Source organism: Sphingomonas sp. PAMC 26605 (assembly GCF_000241485.1).
GTDB lineage: Bacteria > Pseudomonadota > Alphaproteobacteria > Sphingomonadales > Sphingomonadaceae > Sphingomonas.
The window spans coordinates 2,717,661-2,734,673 of the sequence record NZ_JH584241.1 but is presented as its reverse complement, the minus strand read 5'-3'; the positions used below and the strand labels follow the sequence as shown (position 1 = coordinate 2,734,673).

Sequence of the window (17,013 nt, the reverse complement as noted above, 5' to 3'; positions counted from 1 at the left end):
ACCTTTTGCCGCAATCTGTTCCGGCGATCCGTCAGCCAACCTTGAACGCGGCGCCGAACAGCAGAACGGCATCGGCCGGGTCGGAGACCTGGACGATCCCGCCACCTTCGGCGACGAGCGCGTGGACGAGATAGGCCGCCGCCGCGCGCGGCGTGATCACCGCGTTGCCCTGCGTCCCGGTCAGCGCCGCGCGCAACTCGGCGTCGAGCACGATCCGCGGGCCAGACGCGCGCACGACGATCTCGACCTGTCCGCCGTTGCTCTCGGCGCCGACGTCGAGCTGTCCACCGCGGACCAGCGCATCGCCGGCGATCAGCGCGAGGTTGAGCAGCACCTTGATCGCGGGCTTGGGCAAGGTAGCATCCTCGACCAGCCAGCCGAGCTTGACGCGGTGCCCGTCGCCGAACAGCCCCTCGATCGCGGCGCGCGCCTCGCGCGCATCGACCGTCTCGCCGAAACCGCCCGCCGCGCCGAACGCGAGCCGGAAGAATTTGAGCTTGTTGGCCGACGCCCTGGCGCTCTCGCCGAGCAGCTCGAGACAGCGCGCGCGCATCTCGGGATCGTGCTCGTCGGCGAGCAGTTCGAGCCCGTTGTTGAGCGCGCCGACCGGGCTCAGCAGGTCATGGCACAGCCGCGAGCACAACAGACTGGCGAAATCGACGGAGGTCATCGTCATGGGATAAGCGGCTTTCGGGTCACGAAGTGTCGGATCTTCTTACGACGCACGGCGTCGCGCGCAAGTCGCTAGCGGGTCTAGCATGGTCGGACCGCAGCCATAAGACGACGAAGGTGCGGGCGCGACGCCTTACCCGATCGCTATAAGGGCGATTTCGACGAAAGCGCCCGGTTGAGACGTCCGCCACAACCGTGCCTCATGCGCAGCGACGATCAGCCAGAGCGCCCCGTCCCCCATCGCCCCCTCGGCGTCGCGCGTCGAGGGCACCGCCACCCCCGAGGGATGCGAATGATAATGCCCGATCACGGTCGGTCCCCCGATCCGCGCGGCGCGGAGCGCGGCGAACAGCGCGCCGGGGTCGAGCTCGAACGCGCGATGCGGATCGGCCGCCACGTTGGTGCACGCCGTTGCCGCGGCGATCCGCTGCGCCGTGCCGAACAGCAGACCGCAAATCTCGCGCTCGGGCGAATTTCGCGTTTCGGTTAGCAGTCTCGCCAGGAGAGTGCTTGAAATCTCGATCGCCATGCCCAGATTCTACGGCATGAACCGGGGGGTCGTCACCATCGAAGCGCGCGTTTCCGAAAAGGCTTTGGGGCTCCGGCTCGATCGCGCGCTCGCCGATGCCCTTCCCGAGGTTTCACGCGAGCGGCTGAAGGCGTTGATCGCGGGCGGCGCAGTGTCCGACCCGCGCGGCGCGATCGTCAGCGACCCGTCGAGCAAGGCGATGGCCGGCGGACTCTACAGCGTCGCCATTCCCGAAGCGACGCCCTCGACCAACGCCGCGCAGGACATCGCGCTCAACGTCGTGTTCGAGGACGACCATCTCATCGTGATCGACAAGCAGGCCGGGCTCGTCGTCCACCCCGCCGCCGGCAATGCCGACGGCACGCTGGTCAACGCGCTGCTGCATCATTGCGCCGGCAATCTGTCGGGCATCGGCGGCGTCGCGCGGCCGGGGATCGTTCACCGGATCGACAAGGACACCTCGGGGCTGATGGTCGCCGCCAAGACCGACCGCGCGCACGAAGGTCTTGCCCGCCAGTTCCACGACCATTCGATCGACCGCCGCTACAAGGCGATCGTCTCGGGCCGCCCTGCCCCGACGGCGGGCTCGGTCGATGCGCCGCTCGCGCGCTCGCCGTCGAACCGCAAGAAAATGGCGATCGTCCCCGGCGGGAAACGGGCCGTCACGCACTATACTACGCTCGAACGGGTGAACGGGGGCGCGCTGGTGGAATGTCGGCTGGAGACGGGACGGACGCATCAGGTCCGCGTCCATATGGCCTCGCTTGGGCATCCCTTGATCGGTGACCCGGTTTACGGTAGAACAAAGCAGGGCCACAAGGCGCTTCTGGAAACCTTGGGTTTCCGACGTCAGGCGTTGCACGCCGCCCGCTTGGGGTTCATTCATCCGGTGAATTGTAACGCTTTGGCGTTCGACAGCGAAATGCCTGACGACATGCAGGAACTGTTCACCGCCCTCTTGGTATAACATTCGGCCTGGCGTCCGCGTTTCACGGCACCCGACCTAGTAAGGGAGACTCGATCCATGGCAGCCCGCAGCAACGTCCCCGCGACGATTCCCGCCCTCGGTGGCGAAGCGAGCCTCAATCGCTACCTCTCCGAGATCAAGAAATTCCCGATCCTCGCGCCCGAGCAGGAATATATGCTCGCCAAGCGCTTCGAGGAGCATGGCGACACCGACGCCGCGGCGCAGCTCGTCACCTCGCATCTGCGCCTCGTGGCGAAGATCGCGATGGGCTATCGCGGCTACGGCCTGCCAGTCAGCGAGCTGATCTCCGAAGGCAATATCGGCCTGATGCAGGGCGTGAAGAAGTTCGAGGCCGATCGCGGCTTCCGCCTCGCGACCTATGCGATGTGGTGGATCCGCGCCTCGATCCAGGAATTCATCCTGCGCTCGTGGAGCCTCGTGAAGATGGGCACCACCGCGGCGCAGAAGAAGCTGTTCTTCAACCTGCGCCGGATGAAGTCCAAGCTCGACGCGTTCGAGGATGGCGATCTCAGCCCCGAGCATCTCGCGAAGATCGCCAAGGACTTGGGCGTCACCGAGGCCGAGGTGACGAGCATGAACCGCCGCATGGCGATGGGCGGCGACACCTCGCTCAACGTCCCGATGCGCGAGGATGGCGACGGCCAGTGGCAGGATTGGCTGCAGGACGACGCGCCGCTGCAGGATACCGTCGTTGCCGAAGCGCAGGAAGCCGACGTTCGCCACTCGATGCTGACCGCCGCGATGGAGGATCTCAACGAGCGCGAGCAGTTCATCCTCACCGAGCGCCGCCTCACCGACGAACCCAAGACGCTCGAGGAGCTGTCGCAGGTCTACGGCGTTTCGCGCGAGCGTGTCCGCCAGATCGAAGTACGCGCGTTCGAGAAGCTGCAGAAGGCGATGATGCGGATTGCGGGCGACCAGCGGATGCTCGTCGCGGCGTAAGCGGATGGCCGGCGCCGATGCGATCATCGTCGGTGCCGGCGCCGCTGGCATCGCCGCGGGGCGGGTGTTGCACGATGCCGGGCTCGATATTCTTCTGGTCGAAGCGGGCGACCGGATCGGTGGCCGAGCGCATAGCGTGGCGCTTCAGCTCCCCTTTGCTGACGCACCCCGGCGAAGGCCGGGGCCCAGTAGCGAAGGTGGTCATAGTCAGCCGCTGCCCCAGCCAAATAGCGACATCACGACTGGGCCCCGGCCTTCGCCGGGGAGCATAACGGTCGATTACGGCTGCGGTTGGCTTCATTCCGCGAAGCGTAACCCCTGGACCAAGCTCGCGAGCCACTACGGCCTCACCGTCGATCGAAGCCCCGCCAATTGGGGCAACCAGTGGCGCGACCTCGGTTTTCCGCGCGAAGAGCAGGACGCCTATCACGCCGCCTGGGATCGCTGGGACACCGCCGCGCATGCAGCGCTGAGCGGCCCCGATCGCCCGCTTGGCGACTTCATCGCGACAGACGATCCGTGGCGCCCAATGATCGATGCGATCTCGGGCTACGCCAATGGCGCGCCGCTTGACGAAGTCTCGCTGCACGACTGGGCGGCGTATGAGGATGCCGCGACCGACGATAATTGGGCGGTCGAGCAAGGCTATGGCACGCTGATCGCCCGCCATGGGCACGGCCTGCCAAGTCGGCTCCAGACCGTGGTGACGCGGATCGACCATCGCGGCACTACCATCCGCGTCGAGACCGACCGTGGGACGCTGGAAACGCGCCACGTCATCGTCGCCGTTCCGACCACCGCGCTAGCGCGCGAGACGATCCGCTTCGATCCCCCGCTCCCCGCCAAACACGCCGCCGCCGCCGACCTGCCGCTCGGGCTCGCCGACAAGATCTTCCTCCACGTCAGCGACGCCGATCTGCCGCGTAACGGCCATCTGATCGGCGATCCCCATAGCGCCTGCACCGCGAGCTACCGGCTCGCGCCGTTCGGCACGCCGCTGATCGAAGGCTTTCTCGGCGCCGACTGCGCGGCACTGCTCGAGGACAAGGATGATCGCGCCGCCGCCGACTTCGCGATCGGCGAACTGGTCGCCCTGCTCGGCAGCGACTGGCGCGCGAAACTGACCCTGCTCGCCCGCACCCGCTGGCGACACGCGCCGCACATCCATGGCAGCTATTCGCACGCCCGGATCGGTGCCGCGGATCAGCGCGCAGTGCTCGCCGCCCCAATCGACGATCGCCTGTTCTTCGCCGGCGAAGCGTGCTCGCACCACGATTTCTCGACCGCGCACGGCGCCTATGCGACCGGCCTCGCCGCCGCCGAAGCCGTGCTTGCCGCACGTGGTGGACAGCGCTGACCGCAGCGCCCTAAGACGCGAAGATGAGCGACACCAGGCAATCCCGCGCGCCCCTGCCCAACCGGACCAGAACGCCGCGCCGCCGCGGCTGGATCGGCTGGGCGGTCGGCTGGATCGTCAAGCTGGTGATCGGCTTCCTGCTGCTCTCGGTGCTGATGGTCGTCGTCTATCGCTTCGTCCCGCCGCCGATCACGCTGACGATGATCGGCGACGCGCTCGGCGGGCACGGCATCGACAAGAGCTGGCGTCCGCTCTCCGACATCGATCGAAACATGGCCCGCGCGGCCATCGCCGGCGAGGATTCGCGCTTCTGCGCGCATCACGGCTTCGATTTCACCGCGATCGAGACCGCGATAGCGCGCAATGCCCGGGGCGGGCGGATTCGCGGCGGCTCGACGATCAGCCAGCAGACCGCGAAGAACGTCTTCCTGATTCAGGGCGGCGGCTATCCGCGCAAGGCGCTCGAGGCGTATTTCACCGTCCTGATCGAGGCGATCTGGGGGAAGCGCCGGATCATGGAGGTGTATCTCAACGTCGCCGAGACGGGGATCGGCACTTACGGGGTCGATGCCGCGGCGCACCGCTATTTCGGGCACGACGCGTCGCGTTTGTCACCCGATGAGGCGGGCCGGATCGCTGCGGTGTTACCGCTGCCGAAGAAGCGCGCGGCGGTCGCCCCGCGTGGCTTCACGCGCCGTCATGGCAACACGATCGCGCGACGCGTGAACGTGGTGCGGACCGACGGCCTGGACGCCTGCCTGCGCTAGCCCCCCGTCACCCCGGCCTCGTGCCGGGGCCACCGCGCGGCGCGAATTGCCGTGGGTGTGCGCGTGGCACGGTGGGCCCCGGCACAAGGCCGGGGTGACGGCAGATGAGAGGCGACCGCTTACTTAGCAGCCTCGTCGGTCGCCTTCGACGCGCTGTCGCCGATCTTCTTCGCGCTATCGCCGACCTTGTCCGCCGCGCCCGAGATCGCATCGGTGCGGATATTGTCGTTCTGGCTGCGATTGAAGAGGTAGAAAGCGCCCACCACAACCGCGACGAGCAGCACGATCCCGATCAAGATTGCGGCGCCACCGCCGCCCTTGCGCTCGATCACGGTTACGGTCGGCGAGTCGGTATCTCTGTCGTTCATTGTTCGTCTCCCTGTTACGTCTGGGAAACAAACCCGAGGTTTCGCAATTCGTTCCGGCTCCGAACGATCCGGCGCGGCGCCCTTATCGGGTACCGCGCCGGAATGAGCTCAGACCGCGCCGTGGCAATGCTTGTACTTGCGTCCCGACCCGCACGGGCACGGCGCGTTGCGGCTGACGGTGCTCTCCCACTGCGCCGGGTCCTGCCCGATCTCGCTGCCGTCGGGCTGCGGGATCGACAGCGGCGCGAGCCGGGTCGTGATGTGCCCCGACGACGCGCCGTCCTGGTCGTACGTATCGTCCTCGCCGGTGAACGGGTCGAAATGCTGCGTGATGAAGTCGGGCAGCGTCGGCAGTTCGGGCGCAGGCTCGAGCTGGAACTGCGCGAAGGCGATCGTCCGCGTCACGTCCTCGCGGATGTTGGCGAGCATCCGCTCGAACAGCGAGAACGCCTCCTGCTTATACTCGTTGATCGGCGTCTTCTGCGCATACGCGCGCAGGTGGACGACCTGGCGCAGCGCATCGAGCGTCGCGAGATGCTCCTTCCAGTGATGGTCGAGATTCTGCAGCAGGATCGACTTCTCGACGCGCACCCAGGTGTCGGGATCGAGCGAGGCGGCCTTCTCGGCGATCATCTCTTCGGCCATCTTCTGGACGCGCTGCTCGATGATCTCGGGGTCGATCGCCTCTTCCTCGAGCCATGCCTCGATCTGCGGCTCGAGGTTGAGCGTCTCGGCGAGCTGCGCCTTCATCCCCTCGATGTTCCACTGCTCGGGATAGGTGCCCGGAGGGCAGGCGCCGCCGACGATCGTATTGACCGTCTCGGCGCGCATATCCTCGACCACGTCGCCGACGGTGTCGGCATCCATGATGTCGGCGCGCTGCTCGTAGATCACTTTACGCTGGTCGTTCATCACGTCGTCATATTCGACGACCTGCTTGCGGATGTCGTAGTTGCGCGCCTCGACCTTCTTCTGCGCGGTCTCGATCGCCTTCGACAGCCACTTGCTGCCGATCGCCTCGCCGTCGCCGATATTGTTGCGCATCATCTTGGCGAACAGCGTGTCCGGCCCGAAGATGCGCAGCAGATCGTCGTCGAGGCTGAGGTAGAAGCGCGACAGGCCCGGATCGCCCTGGCGACCCGAACGGCCGCGCAGCTGGTTGTCGATGCGGCGGCTTTCGTGGCGCTCGGTGCCGAGCACGAACAGCCCGCCCGCGGCGAGCACCGCCGCCTTCTCGGCCGCGATCTGTTCCTTGATCTTGGCGATCGCCGCCTCGCGCTCCGGGCCCTCGGGCATGTCGGCGAGCTCGTCATTGACCAGGAATTCGAGATTGCCGCCGAGCTGAATGTCGGTGCCGCGGCCCGCCATGTTGGTGGCGATCGTCACCGCGCCGGCGCGGCCGGCCTGTGCGACGATGTGCGCCTCGCGCTCATGCTGGCGTGCGTTGAGCACGGCATGCTCGACGCCTTCCTTGACGAGGAAGTCGCTGAGCAATTCGGACTTCTCGATCGACACCGTGCCGACCAGCACCGGCTGGCCGAGATCGGCGTGATGCTTGATCTTCTTGGCGATCGCCGCGAACTTGTCGGCGGTGTCCTTGTAGAATTCGTCTTCCTCGTCGACGCGCTTGACGCCGACATTGGTCGGGATCGTCACCACGTTCATCTTGTAGATGTCGTAGAATTCGGCCGCCTCGGTCGCCGCGGTGCCGGTCATGCCCGCGAGCTTGGGGTACATGCGGAAATAGTTCTGGAAGGTGATCGAGGCCATCGTCTGGTTCTCGGGCTCGATGTCGACGCCTTCCTTGGCCTCGACCGCCTGGTGCAGGCCGTCGGACCAGCGGCGCCCGTCCATCATGCGGCCGGTGAACTCGTCGATGATGATGACCTTGCCGTCCTTGACGATGTAATCGGTGTCGGCCTTGAACATCATGTTGGCGCGCAGCGCCTGGTTGAGGTGGTGGACCACCTGGGTGTTCTCGAAATCGTAGAGGTTGGCGCCCTCGAGCAGCCCGGCATTCTCGAGCATCCGCTCGACCTTCTCGGTGCCGTCCTCGGTCAGGATGATCGACTTCTGCTTCTCGTCCTTCTCGTAATCCTCGGCGGCGAGTTCCTTCACCACCAGATCGACCGAGCGATACAGGTCGGACTTGTCGTCGGTCGGCCCCGAGATGATCAACGGCGTGCGCGCCTCGTCGATCAGCACCGAATCGACCTCGTCGACGATCGCCATCGCGAACGGCCGCTGGACCATCGATTCGCGGTCATACTTCATGTTGTCGCGCAGATAATCGAAGCCGAACTCGTTGTTCGTGCCGTAGGTGATGTCGGCGGCATAGGCGGCGTGGCGCTGCTCGTCCGACAGGTTCGGGACGATCACGCCGACCGTGAGCCCGAGGAAATTGTAGACCTGCGCCATCCAGCCGGCATCGCGCGCGGCGAGATAGTCGTTGACCGTGATGACGTGGACGCCCTTGCCCGGCAGCGCGTTGAGATAGGTGGCGAGCGTCGCGACGAGCGTCTTGCCCTCGCCGGTGCGCATCTCGGCGATCTCGCCGCGGTGGAGCACGATGCCGCCGATCATCTGCACGTCGTAATGCCGCTGGCCGAGCGCGCGCTTGGCGGCTTCGCGCACCGTGGCGAAGGCCTCGGGGAGGAGGTCGTCGAGCTTCTCGCCCGCGGCGAGCCGCTCGCGGAAGCGCACGGTCTGCGCCGACAGGTCCTCGTCGGACATCGCCGAGATCACGGGCTCGAAATCGTTAATCTTGGTGACGATCGCACCGAGCGATTTGACGTAGCGGTCGTTGGACGAACCGAAGAGCGTTTTGGCAAGGCCACCAAACATGGGGAATTCCTGTACGAAAAGAACGCGCGCGCCGAGGCTGCGCAGAATAGGATGAAGAGCGGGCGAGCGCGGTCAGCGCCCCCGGATCAAGCCCGTGGGCGATCCAGATACAGCCGCGGGGCCGCCGACAGCAGGGCGGGCAGCGAAGCGGCAAGCGCGAAGCTATCGTTCAGCCCGAACGCGCCGAGCAAATGCCGGTGGCCCATCACGAACGGCGCGACCGTAACCGCAAGACGCTGGATGCCGGCGGTCGCCAAGGGGCATTGCGCGCTGATCTCGACCGGCCGCACGCCACTTACCACGCCGGTGAGCGCGGTCAGGAGGGCAGAGAGAAGCAGCAGAAACGGCATGGCTCCGGGCGATCTAGGAGCTAACCGCGCGCACGTCCAGCGGCGGATCGTGCAACGGACGGTCCGAACCGCATGGCCGCCCGTTGCACGTCGGCGCTATTCCTCGTCGCGGGCCGGCCGCGGGCCGCCCGGGCGATGCGGCCGCGCGAAGCTTTCGGCCGAGACGCGCGGCAGATCGGCGAGATGCAGCACGCCCGCATGCGCGCGATCGAGCAATGCGAAACGCGCCTCGGCGCCCGCTTGGAATTCGGCCGCGCTGATCCCGCGGTTGAAATTGGTGTCGAGCGGGGTGATCGGCTCGGGATAGTCGAACAGGCCGTAGCGCGCCGCGCCCGCCTTCGAATCGTCGGGTTGGCGCGGAGCCGCAGCCCCGCCGCTCTCGCTACCCTGGCCAGCGCCGCCGCCATGCCGGCCGCCACCGCCGATGCCACCGCCGCCGATCCCACCACCGCCGCCGCGCCGGCCGCCGCCACGACCGCCGCCCCCGCCCGAGCGCACGCCGCCGCCACCGCCGCCGCTCCCTGCGGCAACGCGGACCTCGGGGAGCAGTTCGGACTCGTAATAGTCGATATCGTCGGGATCGACCTCGCCATCATGAGCGCGATCGAGCAGCGCGAAGAAGCGCATCGCATCGGCCGAGAACTCAACCGGCGACAGAACGCCGTCGTGATTGGTGTCGGCCGCTTCGAACCAGCGTGTCTCGGGGTCGATCCCGCCCGCCTCGGCGCGGAACGGCTCGCCCATCGGGCTGACGAACAGGCGCCCGCGCGGACCGCGCTCGCCGCCGCCATGCGGGTTGCCCGGCCCGCGATGGTCACCGAACCGGCCGCCCGGAGGGCCGTGCCGCGGTGCGGGACGATCGCCGCCCGCTGCGCAGGCGGTCACGCTCAAAGCGAGGCAGGACAACAGGAAAAAGCGCATCGTCGAAACCTCCTAGGGACGCGCACGACAGTCGCTCCAGACGGGGCAGCAAGAAGGCGATTGCTTGCACCTGCGACGAGCGGAGCGTCCGCCGCGACAAACCGAGCACAATTGCGTGATTTTGCGCGAGATCCACCACCAAGCGCCTTTCGCCAACGCTGCACGGTCGCTTTCGGACCGGCACGCGCATGTTACGATCTCGTAACGAACCGAAAAAGGTGCGATCAAGCGGTCTCCTTAAACAGGGGAACACGCATGATTCGCAAAGTGATCCGTGCCATCGCGGCCACGTCCGCGCTGCTGTCGTCCAACCTCGCCATCGCCAAGCAATATGTCGATTACACGCCGCAGAAGGGCGTGTGGGAGATCGTCGCGGTCGAGGTCGATCCCAACCATGTCGATGAGTATCTGACCGGGCTGCGGCGCAGCGACGTGCCCGGCTTCGAGATCATGAAGAAGCACGGCATCATCGACGACTATCGCTTTCTCGTCCGCTACGGCTACGCCAAGGGTTCGCCCAGCGTGCTGATCGAGACGCATTATGTCAGCGCCGCGATGCTCGAACCCGATCAGGCGCGCGACCAGATGATCGAGAAGGAAATCGTCGCGACGATGAGCGAGGCCGACGGCAAGGCCGCGGTCGCCGGCTACGAGAAGTATCGCCAGTTCGTCGAGGATGCGCTGTGGGGCGAGGTCAGGTTCGCCAAATAAACCGGTGGCGCGCTCCGATTCGGGGCGCGCCACGCCTTTGCGCCGCGCGGTCGGGCATCTATGAGAACGCCATGACCAGCCCGCGCTCCCCGCTCGCCCGCCCCTTCCCGCTGCTGCCGCAGATTGCCGGCGTCACGCCGCGTGTCGCGCGCGCCGGCTACAAGGCGTGGGAGCGCACCGACCTGACCTTGATCACGCTCGATCCGGGCACCAGCGTCGCGGGCGTACTGACGCAGAGCAAATGCCCCTCGCCCGAGGTCGAATGGTGCCGCGCGGCTCTCGTGCTGGGCCAGGCGCGCGCGATGGTGGTCAACGCCGGCAACGCCAACGCCTTTACCGGCGCACGCGGTCGCGCCGCGGTCGAGGCGATCGCGGCGCGCGCGGCGGGGCAGCTCGGCTGCCGGCCGTCCGACGTGTTCGTCGCCTCGACCGGCGTGATCGGCGTCCCGCTACCGATCGACAAGGCCGAGGCCGGGCTCGACATGGCCTTCGCCGCCGCGCCGTGCTCTTGGGAAGAGGCGACCAACACGATCGGCACGACCGACACCTTCGCCAAGGCGGCGATGACGACCGCGGTGATCGATGGGCGCACCGTGACGCTCGTCGGCATCATCAAGGGCTCGGGGATGATCGCGCCCGACATGGCGACGATGCTCGGCTTCATCTTCACCGACGCCGCGGTCGAGCCCGCCTTCCTGCAAGCCGCACTCAGCGAAGCGAACCGCGCGAGCTTCTCGTGCATCACCGTCGACAGCGACACCTCGACGAGCGACTCTGTGCTCGCCTTCGCGACCGGCAAGGCGGGCAACGCGCCGCTCGCCGATGCCGAGGATGCCGGCGCCGACGCCTTCCGCGCGGCGCTGTCCGACCTGTGCCTGCAACTCGCGCAGCTTGTCGTGCGCGACGGCGAAGGCGCGACCAAGTTCATCGAGATCGCGGTGACGGGCGCGGAGAGCGACGCCAGCGCACGCACGATCGCGCTCAGCATCGCCAACTCGCCCTTGGTCAAGACCGCGATCGCCGGCGAGGACGCGAATTGGGGCCGCGTCGTGATGGCGGTCGGCAAGGCCGGCGAACCGGCCGAGCGCGATTTGCTCGCGATCCGCTTCGGCGACACGCAGGTCGCGCAAGGCGGCCTCGCGGTGGTCGGCTATGACGAGGCTCCGGTCGCGGCGCATCTCAAGGGGCAGGATATCGAGATCGGCGTCGATCTCGGCCTCGGCGATGGGCAGGCGACGGTCTGGACGTGCGACCTGACGCACGGCTACATCTCGATCAACGCGGACTATCGGAGCTGAGCCTCGCTCGGGAAACACCATAGCCGCGCGACAGGAGAGCCACGATGTCCGAGATCATCCTCCACCATTATCCGCGCTCGCCCTATAGCGAGCTGCTGCGGATCGCGCTCGGCATCAAGGGGGCGGCGTGGCGCTCGGTGATCATCCCCGACATCGCCCCCAAGCCCGATCTCACCCCGCTCACCGGCGGCTATCGCAAGACGCCGGTGCTGCAGATCGGCGCCGACATCTATTGCGACACGGCGATCGCGATCGAGGCGATCGAGGCCGCGCTGCCCGGACCGAGCCTGTTCCCCGCCCCGCTCGGGCGGTTGCACGCAGTGCTCGCGCTTCAGGCGGGCGGCGCGACCTTCAGCCAGGCGGTCGGCTCGGGCATGGCGCCGTTTCTCGACCGCATCCCCGACGCCTTCTTCGATGATCGCAAGAAGCTGTTCGGCTTCGAACGCCAGCGCGTCGCCAAGGCGGCGCCGCATCTGCTCGCACAATTCACCGCCTGGCTCGCGCGGCTCGACGATGCGCTGAGCGACGGGCGCGCATTCCTCGGCGGCGACGCGCCGGGCTATGCCGATTGCGCCGCAGCGATGAACCTGTGGTTCCACGGTATTTTCGGGATGAAGGACGCGCGCACCGCCCGCCTGCCGCATCTCGCCGCCTGGTTCGAGCGCGTCACCGCAATCGGCCATGGCACGCCGAGCGACCTGTCTGCGGCGGAGGCGCTCGCCATCGCGCGCGACGCCGCGCCGACCACGATCGCTGCCATCCAGCCCGACAGCATTTTCGCGGCCGGCCAAGCGGTCACCGTCAGGACCGAGGATCCAGGTGCGGATCCGGTTGCCGGCGCGCTCCTGCGCCTGACACAGCGTGAGATCGTGCTGCTGCGCGACGATCCGCAGGTCGGGCAGGTCGCGGTCCATTTCCCGCGGATCGGGCAGATCCTCGCGCCGGCCTAATCAAGCGCCGGCGAGAGATCGTTATTCTCCTCGATGCGCAACATCCGAATGTCGCGGACCGAGGGTTGAAACCAATTGAAGCTGCGCTTGAGCTCCTGCACGACCAGGACGCAATCGACCGCGGTTACACGATCGTTGCCGAAATAGGTCGACCCCTGTTGCCAGTCGAACCCGCGCTGCTCAAGCACGCGCCGCACATCCGCATAGGCATTGCGCCAGGACGCATTGGGGTAGGTCTGCTCGAGCAGATTGGTATCAAGATCGAACACGATGGCGTACATGCTGCCCCCGCTGAAATTGGCGCGGTGGCCGCTTCGATTGTGTCCGATCGCCGTCGCCATCGGCAATCCTACCGCAAAGCGACGGCGAACGCCATCAGGCGAGTTCGCCCTCGAGCCAGGCCTTCAACCGGCCCTTGGGCTCGGCGCCGACCTTGGTCGCGGCAGGCGCGCCGTTCTTGAACAGGATCATCGTCGGGATCCCGCGCACGCCGTACTTGCCGGGCGCATCGGGATTGTCGTCGATGTTCAGCTTGGCGATCGTCACCTGCTCGCCGAGCTCCTCGGAGATTTCCTCGAGGCTCGGCCCGATCATCTTGCACGGGCCGCACCATTCCGCCCAGAAATCGACGAGCACCGGGCCGGTCGCGTTGGTGACGTCGGCTTCCCAGCTCGCGTCGGTGATCTTCTTGGTCGCCATGGTGAAACTCCTTCGTGTCGATGCAGAGATAGGATGCGCGCGCCGTACACTCAAGCGCCTGCCCGCTAGCTTTGCTCCACGCCCGCAAAGCCAGGCTTGTGCGTGGCCAGCAGGTCGTCGGGCAGCACGTGCAGCGTGGGGCCACTGGTATAGAGCAACGCCGCCTCCACGCGCCGCTGCGGGAAGATCACCGCGAGCGCGGCGACATAGGCGGCCATCTGCTTGAGATGGTACACCGGCACGTCGGCCAGCCCCGCCGGCACCGCGCGCCCGGTCTTGAAATCCACCACGCGGATGAGGTCGGGCGTGACGAGCAGCCGGTCGACCGTTCCCGACACGACGAACCCGTCGCGCAGCACCGCGGCGATCGGCGCTTCGGCGAGCGCCTGCGGACCGAACAGCTCGGCGAGCGCTGGATCGTCGAGGACCGCGAGCACCGGCGCAACGAGAGCCGCGCGTTCCTGCGCCGAGGCGACGGCCCCGGCCTGCGCCAGCCAGCGATCCGCCGCGTCGGCGCGCACCGCTGGCGCGACCGCGGGCAGGCGTTCGAACAACGCATGGATCAGCCGCCCGCGCTCCGCCGCAGCGCGCATCGCAGGGCTCGGCGGGGCATCGGCGACGACATCCTCGCCGAGCGACGACGGCGCGAGCGGCCGCGGCGGGCGCGCCTCCTGCGGCGCCGGGCGCAGCGCCCAGTCGGGAACCGGCTCGACCGCCGAGCTGCCCTGCGCTGCGCGACGATCGGGCGCGACGGGCCGTTGCGGCACGCGCCCGGCAAAATCGCGCGCGCCCTCGCCTTCGACGCCGAGCGCGGCCATCGCGCGGTCGGCGGCGGCGTACCAGCTGTGTTCGGGTGCCAGCCCCTTGGCGCTCGGGCCAACCGATCCGGCGATCACCAGCCGCTCCTCGGCGCGCGTCGCAGCGACATAGAACAGCCGCCAATGCTCCTCGAGATCGCGCGCGGCGGTCTCCTCGACCAGCGCCGCCAGCGGCCCGGTCGCCTCGCCTTTGCGCGGGCGGATCACCGGCAATTCGTTTGCCATGTCGCCCGCGCGCCAGTTGAGCGTCGAGCGCGGCGAGCGCGTCGGATCGACCGCTGCGTCGGCCAGGATCACCAGCGGCGCCTGCAGCCCCTTGGCGCCGTGCGCGGTCATGACGCGCACCGCATCGAGCGGGGCCGACGGATCGCGCTTGATCTCGACCTCGCCGCGATCGAACCAGTCGAGGAAGCGCTGCAGCGAAGGCGTGCCGAGCGATTCGAAATCGAGCGCGGCGCTGAGCAGTTCCTCGATCGGGTCGCGCGCTTCCTGCCCCAGCCGCCGCACCAGATTGCGCCGCCCGCCGAGCGGCCCCGACAGCAGCTCTTCCAGAAACTGATAGGGCGTCGCGATATCGGCGCGCGCCAGCATATTAAACAACGGCGCGATGTCGGCGCGCGGTTCGGTCGCCGCGATGTGCCGCCACAGGCTCCCGGTGCGCGGCGGCGCCGCGCGCATCAGCCGCTCCTGGCTCCACCCGATCAGCGGCGAGACGAGCAGCGCGGCAAGCGACAGATCGTCGGCCGGCTGGAGCACGAAGCGGATCGCGGCGAGCAGATCCTGCACCGATAGCGGCGCGTTAAGCCGCAGCCGGTCGACTCCCGCCACGGGCACGCCCTCGGCATACAGCCGCGCGACGATCAGCGAGGCGAGCTCGCCGCGGCGCTTGACGAGGATCATGATGTCCTCGGGCCGCAGCGTCCGCCCCTTGCTCTCGAGCATCAGCGTGCCGATCCAGCCCTTGATCGTCCGCGCGATCTGCCGCGCGAGCGCGCGCGTCGAATCGGAGATCCAGCTCTCCTCGTCCTCGTCGCTGCCGCCCGCGACGACGAGCGGCCACAGCGTGACGGTGCCCGGCCCCGGCACTTCGCTCGCATGCACCTCGCGATCGGCGATCGCGCCCAATCCGGGTTCGGGCAGCGCCTCGATCGCGGCATCGACGAATTCGAGCACCGGCCGGGTCGAGCGGAACGATTGCGTCAGCGACAGCTGGTGCCACGGCCGCGCGCGCTCGATCCCGGTGCGATTGCGTTCGTCCTCGTCCGCGGCCCAGGCACTCCGCGCGAGCGTCTCGAAATGGAGTTCGGCCGCCCGGAAATATTTCGGCGCGGTTCCCTGGAAGCCGAAGATCGCCTGCTTGAAATCGCCCACCGTGAAGAGCGTGCGCACCCGGTCGCCATGCGCCCCCTCGCCGGCGAAGAACTCTTCCGCCAGCGCGCGGATGATCGCCCATTGCGCGGGATTGGTGTCCTGCGCCTCGTCGATCAGGACGTGATCGGTCGCCTGGTCGAGCTTGTAGCGCACCCATTCGCCCATCCCGGGCTGTTGGAGCAATGCGATCGTCGCGCGGATCAGATCGTCGAAATCGACCGCGCCGAGCCGGCGTTTCGCCCTCTCATAGGTGACCGCATAGTCGCGTCCGACCGCCAGTGCATCGGCGAGCAGATCGGCATAAGCGGCGCGGCTCCGCAAGCTCAACAGAAAGTCGCACGTGTCGTATAGGCCAGTGGCCAACTCAGCATAGTCAGGGACTTGCGGCGCTTGCCCCTTCGCAAAGGAGCGCAAGGCTGGTGCGGTCGTGGCCCAAACTTTGTGGAGTTCGCCTAGGGTTACGGCGCGCTCGGTGGGAGAAGCATCCAACCACGCGGAAATCGTCGACGCGCGTTCGAGCCCTTTTTTTGTTCCCCACGACGTGTTCATTCCGCCGAGCGTGTCGAGCGACTCAAAATCGAACGACTCGTCGCTGCACGCCGCCGCGATCTCGGCTTCGATCTCGCCTTGGGGCAAATCGAGCGCGCGGCGCAGAAACGGCCGCACGCCGTCTCCCATTGGCAGTTCGGCCATCGCCGCCGGCGCGCGCGCGCAGGCCAGCAGGAACTTCTCGGCCTCGCCCTCGCCGAGCCGCAGGCTCAGCGCGCCTACGGTCGCGACCGGCGCCTCGCGGCCCTCGGTTTCGGCCGCGACAAGCATCTCGGCGAGCGCATCGCGCGCCATCACCGCTTCCTCGCGCGCCTCGATCGGGCGGAAGCCGGGGACGAGCCCCGCCTCGACCGGGAAGGCGGCGAGCAGGCTCTGGCAGAAACCGTGGATCGTCTGGATGCGGATCCCGCCGCCGGGCGAATCGAGCACGCGTGCGAACAACGTGCGCGCGCGTTGCTTGAGCGCAGGCGACGGGTCTTCGCCCAGCGCGTTGAGATCCCCCGCCAGATCGGGATCGGGCATGCGCACCCAGGCTGCGAGACGCTCGCTGATCCGCCCCGCCATTTCGGCGGCGCCCGCCTTGGTGAAGGTGAGGCACAGGATCGCGCTCGGATCGACGCCGGTCAGCAGGAGGCGAAAGACGCGCGCGGTGAGCACCTGCGTCTTGCCGGTGCCGGCCGAGGCGGAGAGCCAGACGTGCCCGCCGGGGTCGCTGGCGCGCGCCTGCTGGTCCTTGAGGATCGGCAGCGGGCGGCGGGTGTGGGGGGCGGTCATTTAAATACTCCCCTCCCTGGAAGGGAGGGGTTGGGGGTGGGTTGCTCTCCGTAATACTCTTCCGCCCGACCACGGGCCGACCCACCCCCAGCCCCTCCCTTTCAG

The 17,013-nt window shown here is 67.8% G+C and carries 16 protein-coding genes; 7 read left to right on the top strand and 9 right to left on the bottom strand.

What is annotated here, in order from left to right; translation table 11 throughout:
* Positions 1-31 precede the first annotated feature (31 nt).
* Positions 32-676 (bottom strand): histidine phosphotransferase family protein, encoded by a 645-nt coding sequence (locus RH90_RS12795; RefSeq protein ID WP_010186104.1) that lies wholly within the window; start codon positions 674-676, stop codon positions 32-34.
* A gap of 129 nt (positions 677-805) precedes the next feature.
* Entirely contained in the window at positions 806-1,201 is a 396-nt protein-coding gene (locus RH90_RS12790) for a Mov34/MPN/PAD-1 family protein (RefSeq protein ID WP_010186103.1), read from the bottom strand.
* A 16-nt stretch (positions 1,202-1,217) separates the two neighbouring features.
* Between RH90_RS12790 and RH90_RS12785 the strand changes: the two genes are divergently transcribed.
* From RH90_RS12785 to mtgA, 4 genes are read left to right on the top strand one after another with little or no spacing between them, the layout of a single operon-like run.
* Positions 1,218-2,168: an RluA family pseudouridine synthase gene (locus RH90_RS12785; RefSeq protein WP_029625292.1), complete on the top strand. Its 951-nt coding sequence runs from the start codon at positions 1,218-1,220 to the stop codon at positions 2,166-2,168.
* A 57-nt stretch (positions 2,169-2,225) separates the two neighbouring features.
* On the top strand, positions 2,226-3,131 hold the full coding sequence (gene rpoH, locus RH90_RS12780; protein WP_010186101.1) for an RNA polymerase sigma factor RpoH: 906 nt from the start codon (positions 2,226-2,228) through the stop codon (positions 3,129-3,131).
* Between the two features lie 4 nt (positions 3,132-3,135).
* On the top strand, positions 3,136-4,488 hold the full coding sequence (locus RH90_RS12775; protein ID WP_010186100.1) for a flavin monoamine oxidase family protein: 1,353 nt from the start codon (positions 3,136-3,138) through the stop codon (positions 4,486-4,488).
* A 23-nt stretch (positions 4,489-4,511) separates the two neighbouring features.
* On the top strand, positions 4,512-5,255 hold the full coding sequence (gene mtgA / locus RH90_RS12770) for a monofunctional biosynthetic peptidoglycan transglycosylase (RefSeq protein WP_010186099.1): 744 nt from the start codon (positions 4,512-4,514) through the stop codon (positions 5,253-5,255).
* A gap of 119 nt (positions 5,256-5,374) precedes the next feature.
* On the opposite strand, the gene RH90_RS12765 is transcribed toward mtgA, so the two are convergent.
* The 4 genes from RH90_RS12765 to RH90_RS23490 all read right to left on the bottom strand — a co-directional run bounded on the left by RH90_RS12765 (position 5,375) and on the right by RH90_RS23490 (position 9,738).
* The gene (locus RH90_RS12765) at positions 5,375-5,623 is read right to left on the bottom strand and encodes a hypothetical protein (RefSeq protein WP_010186098.1); all 249 of its coding nucleotides are present in this window, start codon (positions 5,621-5,623) and stop codon (positions 5,375-5,377) included.
* Between the two features lie 108 nt (positions 5,624-5,731).
* Positions 5,732-8,467: a preprotein translocase subunit SecA gene (gene secA / locus RH90_RS12760; RefSeq protein ID WP_010186097.1), complete on the bottom strand. Its 2,736-nt coding sequence runs from the start codon at positions 8,465-8,467 to the stop codon at positions 5,732-5,734.
* An 86-nt stretch (positions 8,468-8,553) separates the two neighbouring features.
* Entirely contained in the window at positions 8,554-8,817 is a 264-nt protein-coding gene (locus RH90_RS12755) for a hypothetical protein (RefSeq protein ID WP_010186096.1), read from the bottom strand.
* Positions 8,818-8,913: 96 nt separating this feature from the next.
* Complete coding sequence (locus tag RH90_RS23490) at positions 8,914-9,738, bottom strand: hypothetical protein (RefSeq protein ID WP_010186095.1); 825 nt, start codon at positions 9,736-9,738, stop codon at positions 8,914-8,916.
* 255 nt (positions 9,739-9,993) lie between these two features.
* On the opposite strand from RH90_RS23490, the gene RH90_RS22105 reads away from it, so the two are divergent.
* From RH90_RS22105 to RH90_RS12740, 3 genes are all read left to right on the top strand, one after another.
* On the top strand, positions 9,994-10,449 hold the full coding sequence (locus RH90_RS22105) for a hypothetical protein (RefSeq protein WP_010186094.1): 456 nt from the start codon (positions 9,994-9,996) through the stop codon (positions 10,447-10,449).
* 71 nt (positions 10,450-10,520) lie between these two features.
* Positions 10,521-11,747 carry a bifunctional glutamate N-acetyltransferase/amino-acid acetyltransferase ArgJ gene (argJ, locus tag RH90_RS12745; RefSeq protein ID WP_010186093.1) on the top strand — a complete coding sequence of 409 codons (1,227 nt, stop codon included), beginning with the start codon at positions 10,521-10,523 and terminating at the stop codon, positions 11,745-11,747.
* Positions 11,748-11,791: 44 nt separating this feature from the next.
* Positions 11,792-12,697, top strand: a complete 906-nt coding sequence (locus tag RH90_RS12740) for a glutathione S-transferase family protein (RefSeq protein WP_010186092.1) — start codon at positions 11,792-11,794, stop codon at positions 12,695-12,697.
* On the opposite strand, the gene RH90_RS12735 is transcribed toward RH90_RS12740, so the two are convergent.
* The 3 genes from RH90_RS12735 to addA form a co-directional block, all read right to left on the bottom strand.
* Positions 12,694-13,038, bottom strand: coding sequence for a virulence factor (locus RH90_RS12735; RefSeq protein WP_010186090.1), 345 nt, complete (start codon positions 13,036-13,038; stop codon positions 12,694-12,696). The genes RH90_RS12740 and RH90_RS12735 overlap by 4 nt on opposite strands.
* A 34-nt stretch (positions 13,039-13,072) precedes the next feature.
* Positions 13,073-13,396 carry a thioredoxin TrxA gene (gene trxA, locus RH90_RS12730; RefSeq protein WP_010186088.1) on the bottom strand — a complete coding sequence of 108 codons (324 nt, stop codon included), beginning with the start codon at positions 13,394-13,396 and terminating at the stop codon, positions 13,073-13,075.
* A gap of 65 nt (positions 13,397-13,461) precedes the next feature.
* Entirely contained in the window at positions 13,462-16,908 is a 3,447-nt protein-coding gene (gene addA, locus RH90_RS12725) for a double-strand break repair helicase AddA (RefSeq protein ID WP_010186087.1), read from the bottom strand.
* Between the last annotated feature and the right edge of the window lie 105 nt (positions 16,909-17,013).